Annotated in this window: 16 protein-coding genes and 1 pseudogene; 4 read left to right on the forward strand and 13 right to left on the reverse strand. The window is 63.6% G+C overall.

Annotated elements, in window-relative coordinates; all coding sequences use genetic code 11:
- Window positions 1-46: 46 nt before the first annotated feature.
- The 6 genes and pseudogenes from hutH to K6G35_RS12960 form a co-directional block, all read right to left on the reverse strand.
- Window positions 47-1,613, reverse strand: a pseudogene (gene hutH / locus K6G35_RS12935) (histidine ammonia-lyase).
- A 109-nt stretch (window positions 1,614-1,722) separates the two neighbouring features.
- The gene (gene hutC, locus K6G35_RS12940; RefSeq protein ID WP_008644774.1) at window positions 1,723-2,490 is read right to left on the reverse strand and encodes a histidine utilization transcriptional repressor HutC; all 768 of its coding nucleotides are present in this window, start codon (window positions 2,488-2,490) and stop codon (window positions 1,723-1,725) included.
- 4 nt (window positions 2,491-2,494) lie between these two features.
- Window positions 2,495-3,274, reverse strand: a complete 780-nt coding sequence (locus tag K6G35_RS12945) for an ABC transporter ATP-binding protein (protein ID WP_008644773.1) — start codon at window positions 3,272-3,274, stop codon at window positions 2,495-2,497.
- Window positions 3,271-4,146 carry an ABC transporter permease gene (locus tag K6G35_RS12950; RefSeq protein WP_186424773.1) on the reverse strand — a complete coding sequence of 292 codons (876 nt, stop codon included), beginning with the start codon at window positions 4,144-4,146 and terminating at the stop codon, window positions 3,271-3,273. The genes K6G35_RS12945 and K6G35_RS12950 overlap by 4 nt, the downstream gene beginning before the upstream one ends.
- 16 nt (window positions 4,147-4,162) lie before the next feature.
- Complete coding sequence (locus K6G35_RS12955) at window positions 4,163-5,116, reverse strand: ABC transporter substrate-binding protein (protein WP_008648957.1); 954 nt, start codon at window positions 5,114-5,116, stop codon at window positions 4,163-4,165.
- Window positions 5,117-5,445: 329 nt separating this feature from the next.
- Window positions 5,446-6,471 carry an NAD-dependent epimerase/dehydratase family protein gene (locus tag K6G35_RS12960; RefSeq protein WP_495675813.1) on the reverse strand — a complete coding sequence of 342 codons (1,026 nt, stop codon included), beginning with the start codon at window positions 6,469-6,471 and terminating at the stop codon, window positions 5,446-5,448.
- Window positions 6,472-6,481: 10 nt separating this feature from the next.
- Here K6G35_RS12960 and K6G35_RS12965 point away from each other — a divergent pair, with 10 nt between their 5' ends.
- Together K6G35_RS12965 and K6G35_RS12970 are read left to right on the forward strand one after the other, a co-directional pair.
- Window positions 6,482-7,537, forward strand: a complete 1,056-nt coding sequence (locus K6G35_RS12965) for a CDP-6-deoxy-delta-3,4-glucoseen reductase (RefSeq protein ID WP_008644894.1) — start codon at window positions 6,482-6,484, stop codon at window positions 7,535-7,537.
- 277 nt (window positions 7,538-7,814) lie between these two features.
- Window positions 7,815-9,002, forward strand: coding sequence for an acetylornithine transaminase (locus K6G35_RS12970; protein ID WP_008644896.1), 1,188 nt, complete (start codon window positions 7,815-7,817; stop codon window positions 9,000-9,002).
- 112 nt (window positions 9,003-9,114) lie between these two features.
- Here K6G35_RS12970 and K6G35_RS12975 read toward each other — a convergent pair whose 3' ends face one another.
- From K6G35_RS12975 to K6G35_RS13005, 7 genes are all read right to left on the reverse strand, one after another.
- Window positions 9,115-9,831 carry an ABC transporter ATP-binding protein gene (locus K6G35_RS12975; protein WP_008644899.1) on the reverse strand — a complete coding sequence of 239 codons (717 nt, stop codon included), beginning with the start codon at window positions 9,829-9,831 and terminating at the stop codon, window positions 9,115-9,117.
- Window positions 9,832-9,847: 16 nt separating this feature from the next.
- Window positions 9,848-10,624: an ABC transporter ATP-binding protein gene (locus K6G35_RS12980; protein ID WP_008644902.1), complete on the reverse strand. Its 777-nt coding sequence runs from the start codon at window positions 10,622-10,624 to the stop codon at window positions 9,848-9,850.
- 13 nt (window positions 10,625-10,637) lie between these two features.
- Window positions 10,638-11,792, reverse strand: coding sequence for an ABC transporter permease subunit (locus K6G35_RS12985; RefSeq protein ID WP_008644903.1), 1,155 nt, complete (start codon window positions 11,790-11,792; stop codon window positions 10,638-10,640).
- Window positions 11,793-11,805: 13 nt separating this feature from the next.
- Entirely contained in the window at window positions 11,806-12,741 is a 936-nt protein-coding gene (locus tag K6G35_RS12990; protein WP_008644904.1) for a branched-chain amino acid ABC transporter permease, read from the reverse strand.
- Between the two features lie 217 nt (window positions 12,742-12,958).
- Window positions 12,959-14,164 (reverse strand): branched-chain amino acid ABC transporter substrate-binding protein, encoded by a 1,206-nt coding sequence (locus tag K6G35_RS12995; protein WP_008644905.1) that lies wholly within the window; start codon window positions 14,162-14,164, stop codon window positions 12,959-12,961.
- Between the two features lie 674 nt (window positions 14,165-14,838).
- Window positions 14,839-15,831: a 4-hydroxy-3-methylbut-2-enyl diphosphate reductase gene (gene ispH / locus K6G35_RS13000; protein WP_008644906.1), complete on the reverse strand. Its 993-nt coding sequence runs from the start codon at window positions 15,829-15,831 to the stop codon at window positions 14,839-14,841.
- Window positions 15,831-16,322, reverse strand: coding sequence for an FKBP-type peptidyl-prolyl cis-trans isomerase (locus K6G35_RS13005; protein WP_008644907.1), 492 nt, complete (start codon window positions 16,320-16,322; stop codon window positions 15,831-15,833). Before K6G35_RS13005 ends, ispH begins: the two co-directional genes overlap by 1 nt.
- A 382-nt stretch (window positions 16,323-16,704) precedes the next feature.
- Between K6G35_RS13005 and rpmB the strand changes: the two genes are divergently transcribed.
- Window positions 16,705-16,938: a 50S ribosomal protein L28 gene (gene rpmB / locus K6G35_RS13010; RefSeq protein ID WP_008644908.1), complete on the forward strand. Its 234-nt coding sequence runs from the start codon at window positions 16,705-16,707 to the stop codon at window positions 16,936-16,938.
- Window positions 16,939-16,951: 13 nt separating this feature from the next.
- A complete protein-coding gene (gene rpmG, locus K6G35_RS13015; protein ID WP_008644909.1) occupies window positions 16,952-17,122 on the forward strand; it encodes a 50S ribosomal protein L33 in 171 nt (56 codons plus the stop codon).
- The last annotated feature ends 21 nt before the right edge of the window (window positions 17,123-17,143 follow it).

Here is a 17,143-nt window from a genome sequence, read left to right on the forward strand (position 1 = left end):
GGCTGCTCGAATGGAGAATGGAGAATGGACTAGCGGTTCACGAAGCTCATGCGCCGACGTTCGTCGGCAAGATCGCCCGCACGGCGTCAGGCCAGCCCGCGCCCGCATCGCCTTGAACGACCCACTGCTTCATGGCCTCGATGTCCGGCGCGAGATAGCGATCGGCTTCGACGAACGCCACGCGCGCGGATACGCGCCAGTTCCTGCTCCACCAGCGGCGACGACTTGAGCGGTCGATGAAATTCGATACCCTGCGCGGCGGCCATCGCCTCGATGCCGACGATCACAGCGGTGTTGGCCGCCATATCGCCCAGGCGGCGCGCGCCGTAGGTGGCCATCGACACATGGTCCTCCTGGTTGGCCGAGGTGGGCAGGCTGTCCACACTGGACGGATGGGCCAGCGACTTGTTCTCGGACGCCAACGCCGCTGCCGTGACCTGCGCGATCATGAATCCGGAGTTCAGGCCCCCGTCGCGCACCAGGAACGGCGGCAGGCCCGACAGGCCGGTGTCGAGCAGCAGCGCAAGGCGGCGTTCCGAGATCGCGCCGATCTCGGCGATCGCCAGCGCGATGATGTCGGCGGCAAAGGCCACCGGCTCCGCGTGGAAGTTGCCGCCGGAGACCACATCACCCTGTTCGGAGAACACCAGCGGATTGTCGGATGCCGCATTGGCTTCGATGCGCAGGATGCGGGCGGCATGGGTCAGGTTGTCCAGGCATGCGCCCATCACCTGCGGCTGGCAGCGGATCGAGTATGGGTCCTGCACCCGGCCGCACATCTTGTGCGAGTCGACGATCTCGCTGCCATCAAGCATCGCGCGTGCCGCGCCGGCCACGGCGATCTGGCCCGCCTGGCCGCGTGCCGCGTGAATGCGAGCATCGAACGGCTTGACCGATCCCTTGATCGCTTCGAGCGACAGCGCGCCAGCCACCAGCCCGGCCGCGAAGGCGTCCTCCGCGGCGAACAGGCCGGCCAGGGCCAGAGCGGTGGAAACCTGCGTGCCGTTGAGCAGCGCCAGACCTTCCTTCGGGCCTAGCGTGAAGGCGGCGAGCCCCGCATGGACCAGACCCTGCGCGGCCGGCACGCGCTGGCCGTCGACATACACATCGCCCACGCCGATCAGCGTGCAGGACATATGGGCCAGCGGCGCCAGATCGCCCGATGCGCCGACCGAGCCCTTGGCAGGGATGCACGGCGTCACGCCGTAGTTGGCCAGCGCCAGCAGCGCTTCGATCAGTTCCGGGCGCACGCCCGAATGCCCACGCGCGAGGCTGACAGCCTTGATGGCCAGGATCAGCCGCACGGTATCGACGGACAGGTCGGAGCCCGTGCCCACGCTGTGCGAGAGCACCAGATTGCGTTGCAGTTCGGCGAGCTTGTCGTGCGCGATGCGCGACTGGGCAAGCTTGCCGAAGCCGGTATTGATGCCATAGACCACCGCGTCGGCGTCGATGATGTCCTGCACGGTGGCCTGCGCGGCACGCACGCCGGCCCACGCCGACTCCGCCATAGCCAGTCGCACTTCGCCACGATGGATGCGGCGCAGATCGTCCAGCGAGACGTGGCCGGGGTTCAGCGTCAGGAGCGGTCGGGAATCTTGGGTCATCGTCATTCTCTGCTTGCTTGTCGGTCTTGGATAAAGACCTTGTATGGGCCTGTCTATACAGGTTAGTCGAAAAATAAGCCCGATGACCAGCTGTTGCTGGCCTCAGGCGCAAATATCAGCCGAAGGCAGGATTGCCGTCGGCACGGAAGCGGCTGCCAAGCCGGTAGCGGTTGCCCGGGTGCAGGCAACGCACGAATGTCACCGGCACGCCGTTGGTCCATGTGCGGCGCGTCAGCAGCAGGCACGGCTGCGTCGGGGGCATCTCAAGCTGCGCCGCCTGCTCGGGCGTGGCGGAGATCGCATCGACCACATGCTCCACCTGGTCGTACGGCACATTGCGCAGCAGGTATTCGCCGGGCTTGGTGCCGCTGAAATCCTGGTTGATGAACTCTGGCGCCACGCGCGGGTTCACGTAGCGGTCTTCGAGTTGAACTGGCACGCCGTCCTCGCGATGCACGCAAACCGAGTGGTACACCGACTCGCCCGTGTGCAGTTCCAGCGCGGCGGCGACCTCGATCGGCGCGGAGACGCGCTCCACCAGGATCACGTCGCACGCGTAGTCATGCCCACGCATACGGATCTCGTCCTGCAGGTTGACCACGGAAAGCAGCGTCGACTGCGGCTTCTGCTCGGCTACGAACGTCCCCACACCAGCCACGCGCACCACCCTGCCCTGCTCCGACAATTCGCGCAGCGCGCGATTGACCGTCATCCGCGATACCGAGAAGCGGTTCACGAGTTCCTGCTCGGACGGGACGCGGTCACCGGGTTTCCACACGCCGCTCTGGATCTGGCGCGCGATGTATTCCTTGACCTGCCGATACAGCGCGGCAGGCGCGGTGGCATTGCTCGGGGTGGGTGCCTGGCTGGCGGACTGGTTCATGGTCTCAATGCTCGGCCGAGGCCATGGCTTCGGCGCGAATCTCCTCGGTCAGCCGTGCCTTCAGCGCGGAGAACTCGGGAGAGGTCTTGATCGTGTAGTGGCGCGGATGGGGGAAGTCCACCGCGATTTCGCTCTTGATCCGACCCGGCCGCGCGGAGAACACCGCCACCCGGTTGGCCATGAAGATGGCCTCGTCGATATCGTGCGTGACGAATAGTACCGTCTTGCGTGCGGACTCCCAGATGCCCAGCAGCAGTTCCTGCATCAGCACGCGGGTCTGGTTGTCGAGCGCGCCGAACGGCTCGTCGAGCAGCAGGATCTTTGGATCGTTGGCCAGCGCCCGCGCGATTGCCGTGCGTTGCTGCATCCCGCCGGAGAGCTGCTTCGGATAGTGATGCTCGAAGCCGCGCAGCCCCACGCGCGCCATGAAGAAGTCGCTGCGCTCCTTCTGCGCGGCCTCGCTCATGCCGCGCTCACGCAGCCCGAAGCGCACGTTCTGCTCGATCGTCAGCCACGGAAACAACGTGTAAGACTGGAACACCATGCCACGGTCCGCGCCCGGGCCGGCCACCGGCTGGCCATCGAGCAGCACGCGACCCCCGCTGGGCGTATCAAGCCCTGCCACGATGCGCAGCAACGTGGATTTGCCGCAGCCCGATGGGCCGAGGATCGTCACGAAATCGTTGTCGCGTACTTCGAAATCCACGGGCAGCAGCGCCTGCGTGGAGCCTCCGCGCGGATTCTCGAACGTGCGGGAGACCTGCTGGATCGACAGCGCGCTCATTTGATCGAACTCCACGGGAACAGGCGCTGGTTGGCCTGCTTGAAGACGAGGTCCGACACCAGCCCGATGCAGCCGATGACGATGATGCCGAAGATGATCTGTCCGGTATTCAGCAGTGCCTGGCTGTCCGTGATCATGTGGCCGATGCCTGACGACGAGCCGATCAGCTCAGCCACGATCACATAGGTCCAGGCCCAGCCGAGCACCAGACGCAGCGTCTCGGCGATATCGGGCGCGGCGCCCGGAATCAGCACGCGCCGCACGATGCCACGCGGCGTGGCGCCCAGCGTGTAGGCCGCTTCCACCAGATCCTTGCGCGCGCCGCCCACCGTCACCGCCACCATCAGCACGATCTGGAAAAACGAGCCGATGAAAATCACCAGCAGCTTCTGCGTCTCGCCGATACCCGCCCACAGGATCAGCAGTGGAATGAACGCCGACGCCGGCAGGTAGCGGCAGAACGAGACGAACGGTTCGAAGAACGCTTCCGCGGCCTTGTACGCGCCCATGAAGATGCCGAGCGGCACGGCCAGCAACGCGGCCAGCACGAACCCGCCCACCACGCGCCACACGGTCATGCCGATATCGCCGATGAAGCCGTACTGCGTGAAAAGCATCCAGCCTTCATGCGCCATCGTCAGCGGATCGGCCAGGAACGTGCGCGACACGAAGCCGCCCAACGTGGCGACAGCCCATACCGCGACGAACACGACGAAGAACGACATGCCAAGCAGCCACCGCGTGCGGGGCGATACCGGCACCAGCGGCGACGCCCACGGATGGCGCGCGCGCCGCGCGGGCGCGCCCTGCGCCTCGATCGGCGCGGGCACGCGGGCAGCGGCCGCGGTGGTTGGCGTGGAGGCTTGCGACATGGCCGGGGACTCCGTCTTACTTGAGGAAGCGTGCGTCATAGATCGCCGTCACATCCGGCACCTGGCGAATCACGCCGATGTCCATCAGCACGCCGGCGGCCTCCTTGCTGAAGCTGGCCAACTCACCACTGAAGAACTTGCGGTTGGCATCCTTGTCCTGCCAGCGCAGGTACGCCGAGGATTTCGCGAACTGCTCGCCGGTCTGCTTGACCGCCGCGCCCATGATCTCGTTGGCCTTGTCCGGCTCCTTGCGGATCATCTCAAGCGCTTCGAAATAGCTGTCCACCAGCGCCTGCGCGGCCTTGGGATTGTCCTTGAGCCACTTCGGCGCGCAGCCGAGCGTATCGGTCACCATCGGGTAGTCGAGCGTGGTGGCCAGGATCTTGCCCTTGTCCGGGTTCGCGCGCACCGTCGACAGGTACGGCTCGTACGTCATCGCGCCGTCGTTCTGGCCGGCCACGAATGCCTGGGCGGCAGCCTGTGGCGACAGCGTGGTTACCTTGACGTCCTTCAGCGTCATGCCGTTCTTCTTGAGCATCCAGGCCAGGCCGAAATACGGCGCGGTGCCCGGCGCATCGACGCCGATGGTCTTGCCCTTCAGGTCCGCGAAGCTCTTGACGTCGCCGCGCACGGCCAGGCCGTCCGCGCCATAGGATTTGTCGAGCTGCACGATCTGCGTGATCGGCACCCCGTTGGCATTCCACGCCACATGCGTTTCCACCGTAGTCGCCGCGCACTGGATCGCGCCCGACGCCAGCGCAAGGTGGCGGTCCTTTTGCGGAATCATCTTGATGTCCACGTCAACGCCATGCTTCTTGAAGATGCCGGCCTTGTCGGCCAGTGTCAGCGGCGCAAAGCCGGTCCATCCACTCATGCCGAGCGCAACCGGCGTGTTATCCGCATGTGCGGTGGCGGCGGCGGAAGCCGCGAGGGCAAGAATGGCGGTGACTGCGTGGCGTTGCAGCGACATGCGTCGGCTCCAATGGTCGTCAGATGTGGGGGCAGGACCCGTCTCCCGGATCGGGCGGCGCTGACTGCGCTGCCGCCGTGACGGGCAATTTAGCAACGCTGTATATACAAGTCAAACCCGGGGTTTACCTGAGATCAGGCACGCATCAGATTGCCGGAATACCAATAAATATGCGCAATAGCGGTGCGCCGGGATGCTGCGGCGCACCGTTGCCGGTCACATCCGAAGCCACTGGGATGGCACGCCGCACCATTGCTGTATATACAACAAGCGATGACAAAGGCATACGCAATCGGCGTGCCACCGCGAGATGGCGGGAGCAGGTATGTTCAGCGGTCGAAGAACGACGCGACGGTGGGGTATCGCAGCCGCAGTCGCAGCTCACGCTTGAGTCGGCGATTGTCGATCCGGCGCGACTCGCTCATGAAGCTCAGCAACGTCGGCTCGATCATCTCGCGCGCCTGCTGCCGCGTGATGCGCGGCGGGCGCGGCAGGCCCTTGCGGTCTGCCACGAGGTCGAAGTAATCGGCCATGCGCAATTCCGTGTCATCGCTGGCGTGGACCACGCGCTGCGGGCGGCCACGCCACATCGCCGCAATCATCGTGCGCGCCAGGTCGTCGGCATGGATGTGGCTCGTGTAGACGTCATCCTGCGACGCCAGCGCCGGCGTGCGCTTGTTCAGACGCGCGATTGGCAGGCGATCCTCGGCATAAATGCCCGGAATCCGGACGATACCGGCACGCCAGCCGGCGTCGCGGCCGAAACGCCGCACTGCCGCCTCCGCGGCGACCCGACGGCGCGCACGCGCGGTCTGGGGGCGCACCGCATCGAATTCCCGCACGCGGGCGCCGCCGCGATCACCGTAGACACCGGTCGTGCTGGCGTAGACGAACACCCCGTGCGACTGGTGCCGGCGGGATGTCTGAAACGCCCGGTGCCAGCCTCGCTCGGGTAGAATGGCGGCCTCGCCAGCGCCGGTGGGGAGCCGGGTGAAGCGTGCTCGACGCCACGCCGTGCGACGCAACGCGCCGAGCAAACCCTGCGTGCGCGGATCGCCCTCGCCCTGCCCGGGCGGCGGCGCCAGATCGATCACCCGCTCCGCCAGCCGCGACAGACGCGCCAGCGTGGCGGGCCGATCCAGGTCCGCCACCAGCGGCACCGCGCCGGCTGCGCGAAGCTCGGCCCGGCGTTCTGGTTGTGAAGTGACGGCGAATACGCGCATACGCGCGGACAGCAGGCGCAGGATGCGCGTGCCGACATCGCCGCAACCGACGATCAGCAGGCGCGGACGACCCAGGCGCCGTGCGCCCCGTGGGGAAGACAATGCCGTTCGCGGCGACAGAATTTGGCTCATAGATCCGATTATGGCGTATCAAGTCACCGTAATGCCCAGCGGCCACAAGTTCGAAGTGGCCACCGATGAAACCATCCTTGGCGCGGCCCTGCGCCACAGCATTGGCTTGCCCTACGGGTGCAAGAACGGTGCGTGTGGCTCCTGCAAGGGCCGCGTGCTCGAAGGCACGATCCACCAGGGCGACCACGCCGCCGCGGCCCTGACCGCCCAGGAAAAAACGGAAGGCCGCGCGCTGTTCTGCTGCGCCAACGCCACTTCCGACATCACGATCGAATGCCGCGAGGTGCATGGCGCCGGCGATATTCCGATCAAGAAGATCCCCTGCCGCGTGACCTCGGTGGAGCGGCTGGCCGACGACGTCATCGCCATCAAGCTGCAACTGCCCGCCACCGAGCGCATGCAGTACCTGGCTGGCCAGTACGTGGAGTTCCTGCTGCGTGACGGCAAGCGCCGCAGCTACTCGATCGCCACGCCGCCGCACGAGGAAGGCCCGATCGAACTGCATATCCGCCACATGCCCGGCGGCGCGTTCACTGACTACGTATTCGGCGCCAAGGAAGGCGCGCCGGCCATGAAGGAGCGCGACATCCTGCGCTTCGAAGGCCCGCTCGGCAGCTTCTTCCTGCGCGAGGAATCGGACAAGCCGATCATCCTGCTGGCCTCCGGCACCGGCTTCGCCCCGATCAAGGCGATTGTCGAACATGCCGCGTACACGGGCATCACCCGTCCGATGACGCTGTACTGGGGCGGACGCCGTCCGCGCGACCTGTACATGCACGCGCTGTGCGAACAGTGGGCGCGCGACCTCCCGAACTTCAAGTACGTGCCAGTGGTATCCGACGCGCAGGCTGAAGACAACTGGACCGGCCGCACGGGGTTCGTTCACCAGGCGGTGATGGCCGACCATCCGGACCTGTCCGGCCACGAGGTCTACGCCTGCGGCGCGCCCGTGATGGTGAACGCCGCGCGCGGCGACTTCTCGGCGCAATGCAAGCTGCACGAGGACGCGTTCTTCGCCGACTCGTTCACGTCAGAAGCAGACCTGCACAAGGGTGGCGCGGCCTGAGGGCATTGCCCCCAGAACGCCACTCGCCGTTCCGCTGACACAACAATGGCACCCGGGCCTGCCAAATTTCGCTTTGACACCCGGGCCCATGCGTCTTATATTGGCCGCCATGAACACCGCCAACTTCATCCGACGCCGCGCTCGTACGTTGCTCCCATTCGGGGTGCCGCGCGGCTGACCGTCAACAGCGTCTGTTCAGGTCAACAAGCCACGGGCAATCCCCGTGGCTTTTTGCTTTTTTCGACTTTTAGTTTCATGCCGACCCCAGGAGTCCGCCATGGCATTTGCTGAGTTTCCCGTCCAATCCCTGATGTACATCACCAACCGGCCCGAACTGGTTTTCACCGAAGGCAAGGGGTCGTGGCTGACGGACCATAACGGCAAGCGCTATCTCGATTTCGTGCAGGGTTGGGCGGTCAACGCACTGGGCCATTCGAACGAAGGCATGATCCAGGCGCTGGAAAAGCAGGCGCGCAAGCTGCTGAACCCAAGCCCGGCGTTCTACAACGAGCCGATGCTGAAGCTGGCACAGCAGCTCACCGATAACAGCTGCTTCGACAAGGTCTTCTTCGCCAACAGCGGCGCGGAAGCCAACGAAGGCGCGATCAAGCTCGCACGCAAGTGGGGCCGCAAGCACAAGAACGGCGCGTACGAGATCATCACGATGGACCACAGCTTCCATGGCCGCACGTTGGCGACCATGAGCGCGTCGGGCAAGGCCGGCTGGGACACGATCTTCGCGCCGCAGGTGCCGGGCTTCCCGAAGGCCGAGCTGAACGACCTGGCTTCGGTGGAAAAGCTGATCACCGACAAGACCGTGGGCATCATGCTCGAGCCGGTGCAAGGCGAAGGCGGCGTGATTCCCGCCACGCGCGAATTCATGCAGGGCCTGCGCGCGCTGGCCGACAAGCACAAGCTGCTGTTCATCGTCGATGAAGTGCAGACCGGCTGCGGCCGCTGCGGCACGCTGTTCGCGTACGAACTGTCGGGTGTGGAGCCGGACATCATGACGCTCGGCAAGGGCATTGGCGGCGGCGTGCCGCTGTCCGCGCTGCTGTGCAAGGCCGATGTCGCCAGCTTCGAAGCCGGCGACCAGGGCGGCACGTACAACGGCAACCCGCTGATGACGGCCGTGGGCAGCTCGGTCATGGAACAACTGACCGCGCCGGGCTTCCTGGACGACGTGAAAGCCAAGGGCGAATACCTGCGCGAGCAACTGCTGGTGCTGACGAAGGAATTCGGTCTGGGTGGCGAGCGTGGTGAAGGCCTGCTGCGCGCGCTGGTGCTGGGCAAGGACATCGGCCCGCAACTCGTGGAAGAAGCACGCGAAATGTCGCCGGTGGGCCTGCTACTGAACGCGCCGCGCCCGAACCTGCTGCGCTTCATGCCCGCGCTGAACGTGACCCGCGAAGAGATCGACCAGATGATCGGCATGCTGCGCGAGTTGCTGAAGAAGCTGGCCTGACTTCACGCCACGCAATGAAAAATGCCTCGCTTTCGCGAGGCATTTTTTGTTTGAGGCACCGGGTGTCTGCTCCCCTCTCCCGCAAGCAGGAGACAGGAGCACCATCGGCCTTTTACTCACCCAGATACGCGGCCCGCACCTTCGGGTCGTCGAGCATCTGCTTTGCGTCGCCGCTCATCGTGATCAGGCCGGACTCCATCACGTAACCGCGATCGGCCGCCTGCAGCGCCAGGCGCGCGTTCTGCTCGACCAGCAGCACAGTCACGCCCTGCGACGACACCGTGCGCACCACCTCGAAGATCTTCTCGACCATGATCGGCGAGAGACCCATCGACGGCTCATCCAGCAACAGCAGCTTCGGCTGGCTCATCAGCGCGCGGGCCATCGCCAGCATCTGTTGTTCGCCGCCGGACATCGTGCCGGCAAGCTGGTCGGCACGCTCCTTCAGGCGCGGGAACGTTTCGAACATGCGGTCGATGTCGGCCTTGATGCCGGCCTCGTCATTGCGCGTGTACGCACCCATCTGCAGGTTCTCGGTGATCGTCATGCGCGCGAACACGCCGCGGCCTTCCGGCACCATCGCCAGCCCTTGCTTGAGCAGCGCATAGCTGGGCACGCCCTTGATCGACTTGCCCATGTACTCCACGTCGCCGCCGGCCCAGCCCTGCAGGCCGGTGATGGCCTTCATGGTGGTGGTCTTGCCGGCGCCGTTGGCGCCGATCAGCGTCACGAGTTCGCCGTCTTTGATATCCAGGTCCACGCCCTTGACGGCCTGGATGCCGCCGTAGGCCACTTTCAGGCCCGAGATCTTCAGGATCGTCTGTGTCATTTGCGTCTCTCCCGCCTTAGTGCGCCGCTGCGCCGAGGTAAGCCTCGATCACGGCAGGATTGTTCTGCACTTCGTGCGGCAGGCCCTGCGCGATGACCTTGCCGTAGTCCAGCACGGTGAGGCGGTTGCACAAGCCCATCACAAGCTTGACGTCGTGTTCGATCAACAGGATGGTCTTGCCATCGTTCTTGATCTTCTCCAGCAGGCCACGCAACTCCACCTTCTCGGTGGCGTTCATGCCGGCGGCGGGTTCATCCAGCGCCAGAAGCTTTGGCTCCGTGGCCAGCGCGCGGGCGATCTCCAGACGACGCTGGTGGCCGTACGACAGGTTGCGCGACGTGAAGTTGGCGTACTTGCCAATGCCAACGTACTCGAGCAGATCGTGGGCCATGTCTTCAACGGCCTCTTCTTCCTGACGCACCGAAGGCGGACGGAAGATGGCGCCGAACAGGCCTGCCTTGGTGCGCACGTGCCGGCCCACCATCACGTTTTCCAGCGCGGTCATGTCGCCGAACAGGCGGATGTTCTGGAACGTGCGCGCGATACCCGCCTTGGCCACTTCGTGGACGGCAGTCGGCTGGTACGGCTTGCCGCCCAGCACGAACTCGCCGGAGTCCGGCGTGTACAGGCCCGTGATCACATTGAAGAACGTGGTCTTGCCGGCGCCGTTCGGGCCGATAAGCCCATAGATCTCACCCGGCTTGATCTGCAGGCCCACATCGGACAGTGCCTGCAGGCCACCAAAACGTTTGTTGACCCCCTGTACGGACAGGAGGAAATCGGAATTGCTCATGTTGTCCCCCTGTTCAGAAACGACCGACACTGCCGGCACGACGCACAACCGGACGGTCTTCCTTGCGTGGTGATGGCCACAAGCCGGCCGGGCGATACAGCATCACGCCCACCAGGGCCAGACCGAACAACAACTGGCGCAACACTTCGGCATCGACAATGACCTGGCCGAAGATGCCGGTCTGAATCGGTTCCGCCACGGCGCGCAGCAGCTCCTGGAAGCCCACCAGAAGGATGCCGCCCAGGATCACGCCCGGGATGTGGCCCATGCCGCCCAGCACCACGATCGCCAGGACGTAGATCGATTCCCACAACGTGAACGATTCCGGCGAGACGAAGCCCTGGAACGCGCCAAAAGTCGCACCCGACGCACCGCCAAACGAGGCGCCCATGGCAAAGGCCAGCAGCTTGATGTTGCGCGTGTTGATACCCATCGCCTTGGCGGCGATCTCGTCTTCGCGGATGGCCACGAAGGCCCGGCCGATACGCGAGTTCTGCAATCGCAGGCAGATAAACACGATGACAATGACCAGCGCCACCAGCAGGTAGTAGTACATGAACACCGGTGTGAACTTGAGCCCAAAGATCTCGTGCGACTTCGAGAAGTCGAAACCGAAGATGTGGACCGGATCCACTGCCGTGATGCCCTTGGGGCCGTTGGTGATGTTCACCGGACGGTCCAGGTTATTCATGAAGATGCGGACGATCTCGCCGAAGCCCAGTGTCACGATGGCCAGGTAGTCCCCGCGCAGTTTCAGCGTTGGCGCACCCAGCAGCACGCCAAACGTGGCCGCCACCACCACCGCTATCGGCAGGACGAACCACATCGACAGGTGCAGTCCGTTAGGGAACAGCTGGTGGATCCACTCGAACTGATTGGACAGGTGAGGCGAGCCGAGCAACGCCATCATGTAGGCGCCTACCGCATAGAACGCGATGTAGCCCAGATCAAGCAGACCGGCAAAGCCGACCACGATGTTTAGGCCCAGCGCCAGCATGATGTAGAGCAGCGCGAAGTCGAGCACGCGCACCCAGTAGTTGCCGCCGAAGGTCTGAACGAAGAATGGCGCGCAGAGCGCGACCACCAGGAAGCCGACCAGCGCGGCCAGCGTCTTGGCCGGCACGCGCGACGGCGCCGCCACGGCTGTGGATGGAATCGGAGTATTCATGGATTCTCTCCCCTCAGGCGCGGTCAGCCACACGTTCGCCCATGATGCCGGACGGACGGAACACGAGCACGATGATCAGCACGATGAAGGCGAACACGTCCTGGTAGTTCGAGCCGAACACACCGTTGGTCAAGTCGCCGATGTAGCCCGCGCCAAGCGCCTCGATCAGGCCCAGCAACATGCCCCCGACCATTGCGCCGGCCAGGTTGCCGATGCCGCCGAGCACCGCGGCAGTGAATGCCTTCAGGCCCGGGATGAAGCCCATGTAGAAATGGGCATTGCCGTAGTTGGTGGCCATCATCACACCGGCCAGCGCCGCAAGCGCCGCACCGATCATGAACGTGGCAGAAATCACGAAGTTGGGGTTGACGCCCATCAGGCCCGCCACCTTCTGGTTCTCGGCGGTGGCGCGCATGGCGCGGCCGAGCTTGGTACGGTTCACCAGGGCCAGCAGGCCCGCCATCACCATCACGGCCAGGCCGATGATGACGATTTCCTTGCCGGTGATCGTGGCGCCGGTGGAGCCGATGTCGATCGGGCTCGACGGCAGCAGTTGCGGGAACGTCAGCGGGTTGCGCGACCAGATCAGCATCCCCATGGTCTGGAGAATGATCGAGACACCGATCGCGGTAATAAGCGGGGCCAATCGAGGTGCGTTGCGCAACGGCCGGTAGGCCACGCGTTCGATGGTATAGGCCAGAACTGCACAGACGGGCATGGCGATCAGCGTGGCGATCACCAGCGTCAGCCATTCGGGCAGGCCGGGGGCGAACTTTTGCAGCCCCATGATTGCCGACAAAGCGGTCAGCGCGCCAATCATCAGCACATCGCCGTGCGCGAAGTTGATGATGCCCAGAATGCCGTAGACCATGGTGTAGCCCAGTGCGATCAGCGCGTAGATGCTGCCGAGCACAAGACCGTTCACGATCTGCTGGATAAAGATATCCATGAAAACTCCTGCTTCAGCCCCGATCCGGCAGGCATGGTGTGGATGCCTCGGGTGGGACGGTAATGTTGGATGGGTCAGGTATGGGTGTTGCTCTGCTGGTGTGCCTCCCGCCCTGTTCCACCCTTGGTAAGGATGCTGTCAACACGTTGGCGAGACTAAAAAGAACGGCACCGTAAAAGTGCTCACGGTGCCGTTCGTCTGGGCTGGTAAGCCCTGATTACATCTTCACGACGTCGAGGACGGACTTCTTCTTGTCCTTGTAGTCGTACAGCGTGATGGTGCCCTCCTTCATGTCGCCCTTTTCGTCGAAGGCGATGTTGCCGATCACGCCCTTGTAGTTCGTCTTCGGCATCTCGGCCAGGATGGCCGCCGGGTCGGTCGAATTGGCGCGCTTCATCGCGTCGACGATCACCATGACGGCGTCATAGGTGAACGGCGCGTAGATCTGCACCGGCGAGTTGAAACGTGCCTGGTAGCGCTTCTCGAAGTCGGCGCCCTTCTCCATCTTGGACAGTGCCAGACCGGCTTCCGAGCAGATGAGGTTGTCCACGGCATCGCCAGCCAGTTCGGCCACCTTGTCGGTACAGACACCATCGCCGCCAACGATCTTCGCCGTGATGCCCAACTCCTTGGCCTGCTTGGCGAACGGGCCGCCGGTGGCGTCCATGCCACCGTACATGATCACGTCGGGCTTCTTGCCCTTGATCTTGGTCAGAATGGCCTTGAAGTCGGTGGCCTTGTCGTTGGTGGCTTCACGTGCCACTACGTTCACGCCATCGGCCTTCGAGGTCTTCTCGAACTCGTCGGCCAGGCCCTTGCCGTAGGCAGTGGCATCGTCGACGATGGCCACGGTCTTGGCGTGCAGGGTCTTGGCGGCGTAGTTGGCCAGTGCCGGACCTTGCTGGGCATCGGTCGCCACCACGCGATAGGTGGTCTTGAAGCCCTGCTTGGTGTAGTCGGGGTTGGTCGACGACGGCGAGATCTGGACGATGCCGGCATCGCTGTAGATCTTCGAAGCCGGGATCGACACGCCCGAGTTCAGGTGGCCCACCACGGCCACGACCTTGGCGTCCACCAGCTTCTGGGCCACGGCGGTACCGGTCTTCGGATCGGCCGCGTCGTCTTCGCCAACCAGTTCCAGCTTGATCTTTTTGCCGTTGATGGTCAGGCCATCCTTGTTGACCTCTTCCACGGCCAGGCGGGCGCCGTTCTCGTTGTCCTTGCCAAGGTGGGCAATGCCGCCGGTCAGGGGCGCCGCGTGACCGATCTTGACGATGGTCTCGCCGCCACTCGTGTCGGCTGCCGCCGTGGCAGCGGGTGCCGGTGCGGCCGATTCAACCGGCTTTTCTTCTTTCTTGCCACATGCAGCGACCAGCGCCACAGCGGCCGCGATCGGCAGAATCTTGGCAAACGTGAATTGCATGAGTGATCTCCTAGGATTCACAAAAACAGGGAATAAAACACGCCTCCCGGACGTATTCCCCGAACCGCCTTTGTTTAGTTTCAATTTGAAACGCGCGAATTGTATCCCCTTTCTTTGTAGATGCAATACGCGACGCAACAACCTGAACCTTTTACCCGCCAATTGAGCTAGGGAATTTCCCCAATGCACAAAATGGGGCAATCTCCGCTCACTTGGCAGACCCGTCACATACCCTTACAAGAATCGTGCCCAGCGCCCGCCTGACCAAGCGGCGCCGCCATATAAGCATTGCCGGAGCCACCTATAATCACCAACTATTAATTAGGCATTTCATTTCAAATGCAAGGTTGCCTCTCTAATGTGCAGAATATGTCGCCGCCCCAAAATAGGGAAAACCCCAGCATCGGGGATTACCCTGTATTGTCTGCGTGTATAGACACGCGAGAAACGCATTAATAAAGAAACGGCTATTACAGAAGTATTGGACGAGGAACAAATGCGCGTCGGCAGCGAACGTGCGGAATGACACCCAAGCACCAATCATGGGCGGGAGAAACGCGGTGCGGATTGCTGGGGAGGGATTTTGGTGCGGACACCGTCACGCGTGCGCGTGAGGTGTCCGACAGGGACGAGGCAGGCAGGGCGCCCAGCCTCGGGAACTCAGGACTTCAGAATCAGGACTGGACCGACACGCTGGCCAGGCCACGCGGCAGCGGGAACGACATGTTCTCTTCCACGCCCTCGAGCGCGCGCACGCTCTTGACGCCGAAAGTCCGCAGACGCTCGACGATCGCCTGGGCGAGCGCCTCGGGCGCCGAGGCGCCGGCTGTCAGGCCGATACGGCGCTTGCCAGTCACCCATTCCGGCTTGAGCTGCTCTGGATCGTCCACCATGTACGCTGGCACGCCCAGACGGTCGGCCAGTTCGCGCAGGCGGTTCGAGTTCGAACTGTTCGGGCTGCCCACCACGATCACCACTTCCACCTGCGGCACCATGAACTTCACGGCGTCCTGGCGGTTCTGCGTCGCGTAGCAGATGTCCTGCTTCTTCGGCTCGCGGATCTGCGGGAAGCGTGTCTTGAGCGCGGCCACGATCTCGGCGGTCTCGTCCACCGACAGCGTGGTCTGCGTGACGTAGGCCAGCTGTTGCGGATCGGCAACGACCAGACGATTCACGTCGTCCACCGATTCCACCAGCAGCATCCCTTGTTCGGATTGGCCCATGGTGCCTTCCACTTCAGGGTGGCCCCGGTGGCCGATCATGATGATCTCGCAACCCTCGCCGCGCATCTTGCCGACTTCCACGTGCACCTTGGTCACCAGCGGGCAGGTGGCATCGAAAACGGTCAGGCCGCGCGCGGTGGCGTCGGCGCGCACTTCCTTCGATACGCCATGGGCGCTGAAGATGACCGTCGAGCCCTGCGGCACTTCATCGAGCTCGTCGACGAAGATCGCGCCCTTCTTGCGCAGGTCGGCCACCACGTAGGCGTTGTGGACGATTTCGTGGCGCACATAGATGGGAGCGCCGAAGCGCGACAGCGCGCGTTCGACGATTTCGATCGCACGATCGACGCCCGCGCAGAAGCCGCGCGGTTGCGCCATCAGGATCTCGGCATCGGCAGGGACAGTGGTTTCGGTCATGCTGCGTTCCGTTACAACGGCAGACATCAGAGAATTCCGATCAGCTGAACATCGAACAGAATTGCCTGTCCGGCCAGCGGGTGGTTGAAATCGAAAAGCGCGGCGGTCTCGCCGTACTCCTTGAGCACGCCGGCGTACTTGCCGCCGCCAGGCGCGTTGAATTCGACAAGGTCGCCCGGCGCGTAGTCTTCCTCGAACGAGCTGTTCTCGCGCAGCGTGGCCAGCGAGACCCATTGCAGCAGTTCGGGATTACGCGGACCGAACGCCTGTTCGGGGGCCAGGCGATAGAGGGTGCGCTCGCCTTCGGCCATCCCCAGCAGCGCCTGTTCCAGCGTCGGAACGAGCTGACCCTGGCCAAGCAGCAGCGTGGCGGGCTTTTCCTCGAACGTGCTCACCACTTCGGTGCCGTTCTCGAGGGCGATGCTGTAATGAAGCGTCAGGAAGGAGTCTGCCTGGACGGTCTTGCGCGCAGGCGCGGCGTCACGTTCGGCCTGGGCCGCAGTAGATTGCAAAGTCATGGGAGTCAACCGGTCAACAGCCGCCATTGTATGCGACTAGACCATCCGCCGTTGGGCTGCTCGTGCTGGCAACTCGGAAAACCTTGAGGAAGCGCATCCCGGAAGAGACTGGACAGCACTCGCCGGGGCCGTTACATTGTGGGCCCCGTCGATCTCCGGTCGACGGCAGAACATGACCGGCCCATCCGTCAGCCCATGACGTGACGCAAGCAGCACGATGCAACGGCCCGCTTCCGAATCTGTCGGAAGGCATTGATTCGTCGCTCGTTTCCGGTCTATAATGTTCGTTTCGCTGAAGTACCAATCCGCTGCAGTCCGGGCCCGCGCGCCTTTTGTTGATCTGTTGCGAACATTGTCCACGAATAAGATTTAGGAGTGCTTCATGGCACGCGTCTGTCAAGTGACCGGGAAAGCGCCGATGGTCGGCAACAACGTTTCCCACGCAAACAACAAGACCAAGCGCCGTTTTCTGCCCAACCTGCAGAACCGCCGCTTCTTCGTTGAATCGGAAAACCGCTGGGTGAGCCTGCGCGTCTCGAACGCCGGTCTGCGCCTGATCGACAAGAAAGGCATCGACGCCGTGCTCGCAGACCTGCGCGCACGCGGCGAAGTCTAATTAGGAGTACACCATGGCCAGCAAAGGCGGACGCGACAAGATCAAGCTGGAATCGACCGCAGGTACCGGTCATTTCTACACGACCACCAAGAACAAGCGCACCATGCCGGAAAAGATGGAGATCTCGAAGTTCGATCCCGTCGCCCGTAAGCATGTGCCTTACAAGGAAACCAAGATCAAGTAATTGATCTACGGTCTTCAGCCA

This window comes from Cupriavidus sp. HY129 (assembly GCF_059492215.1).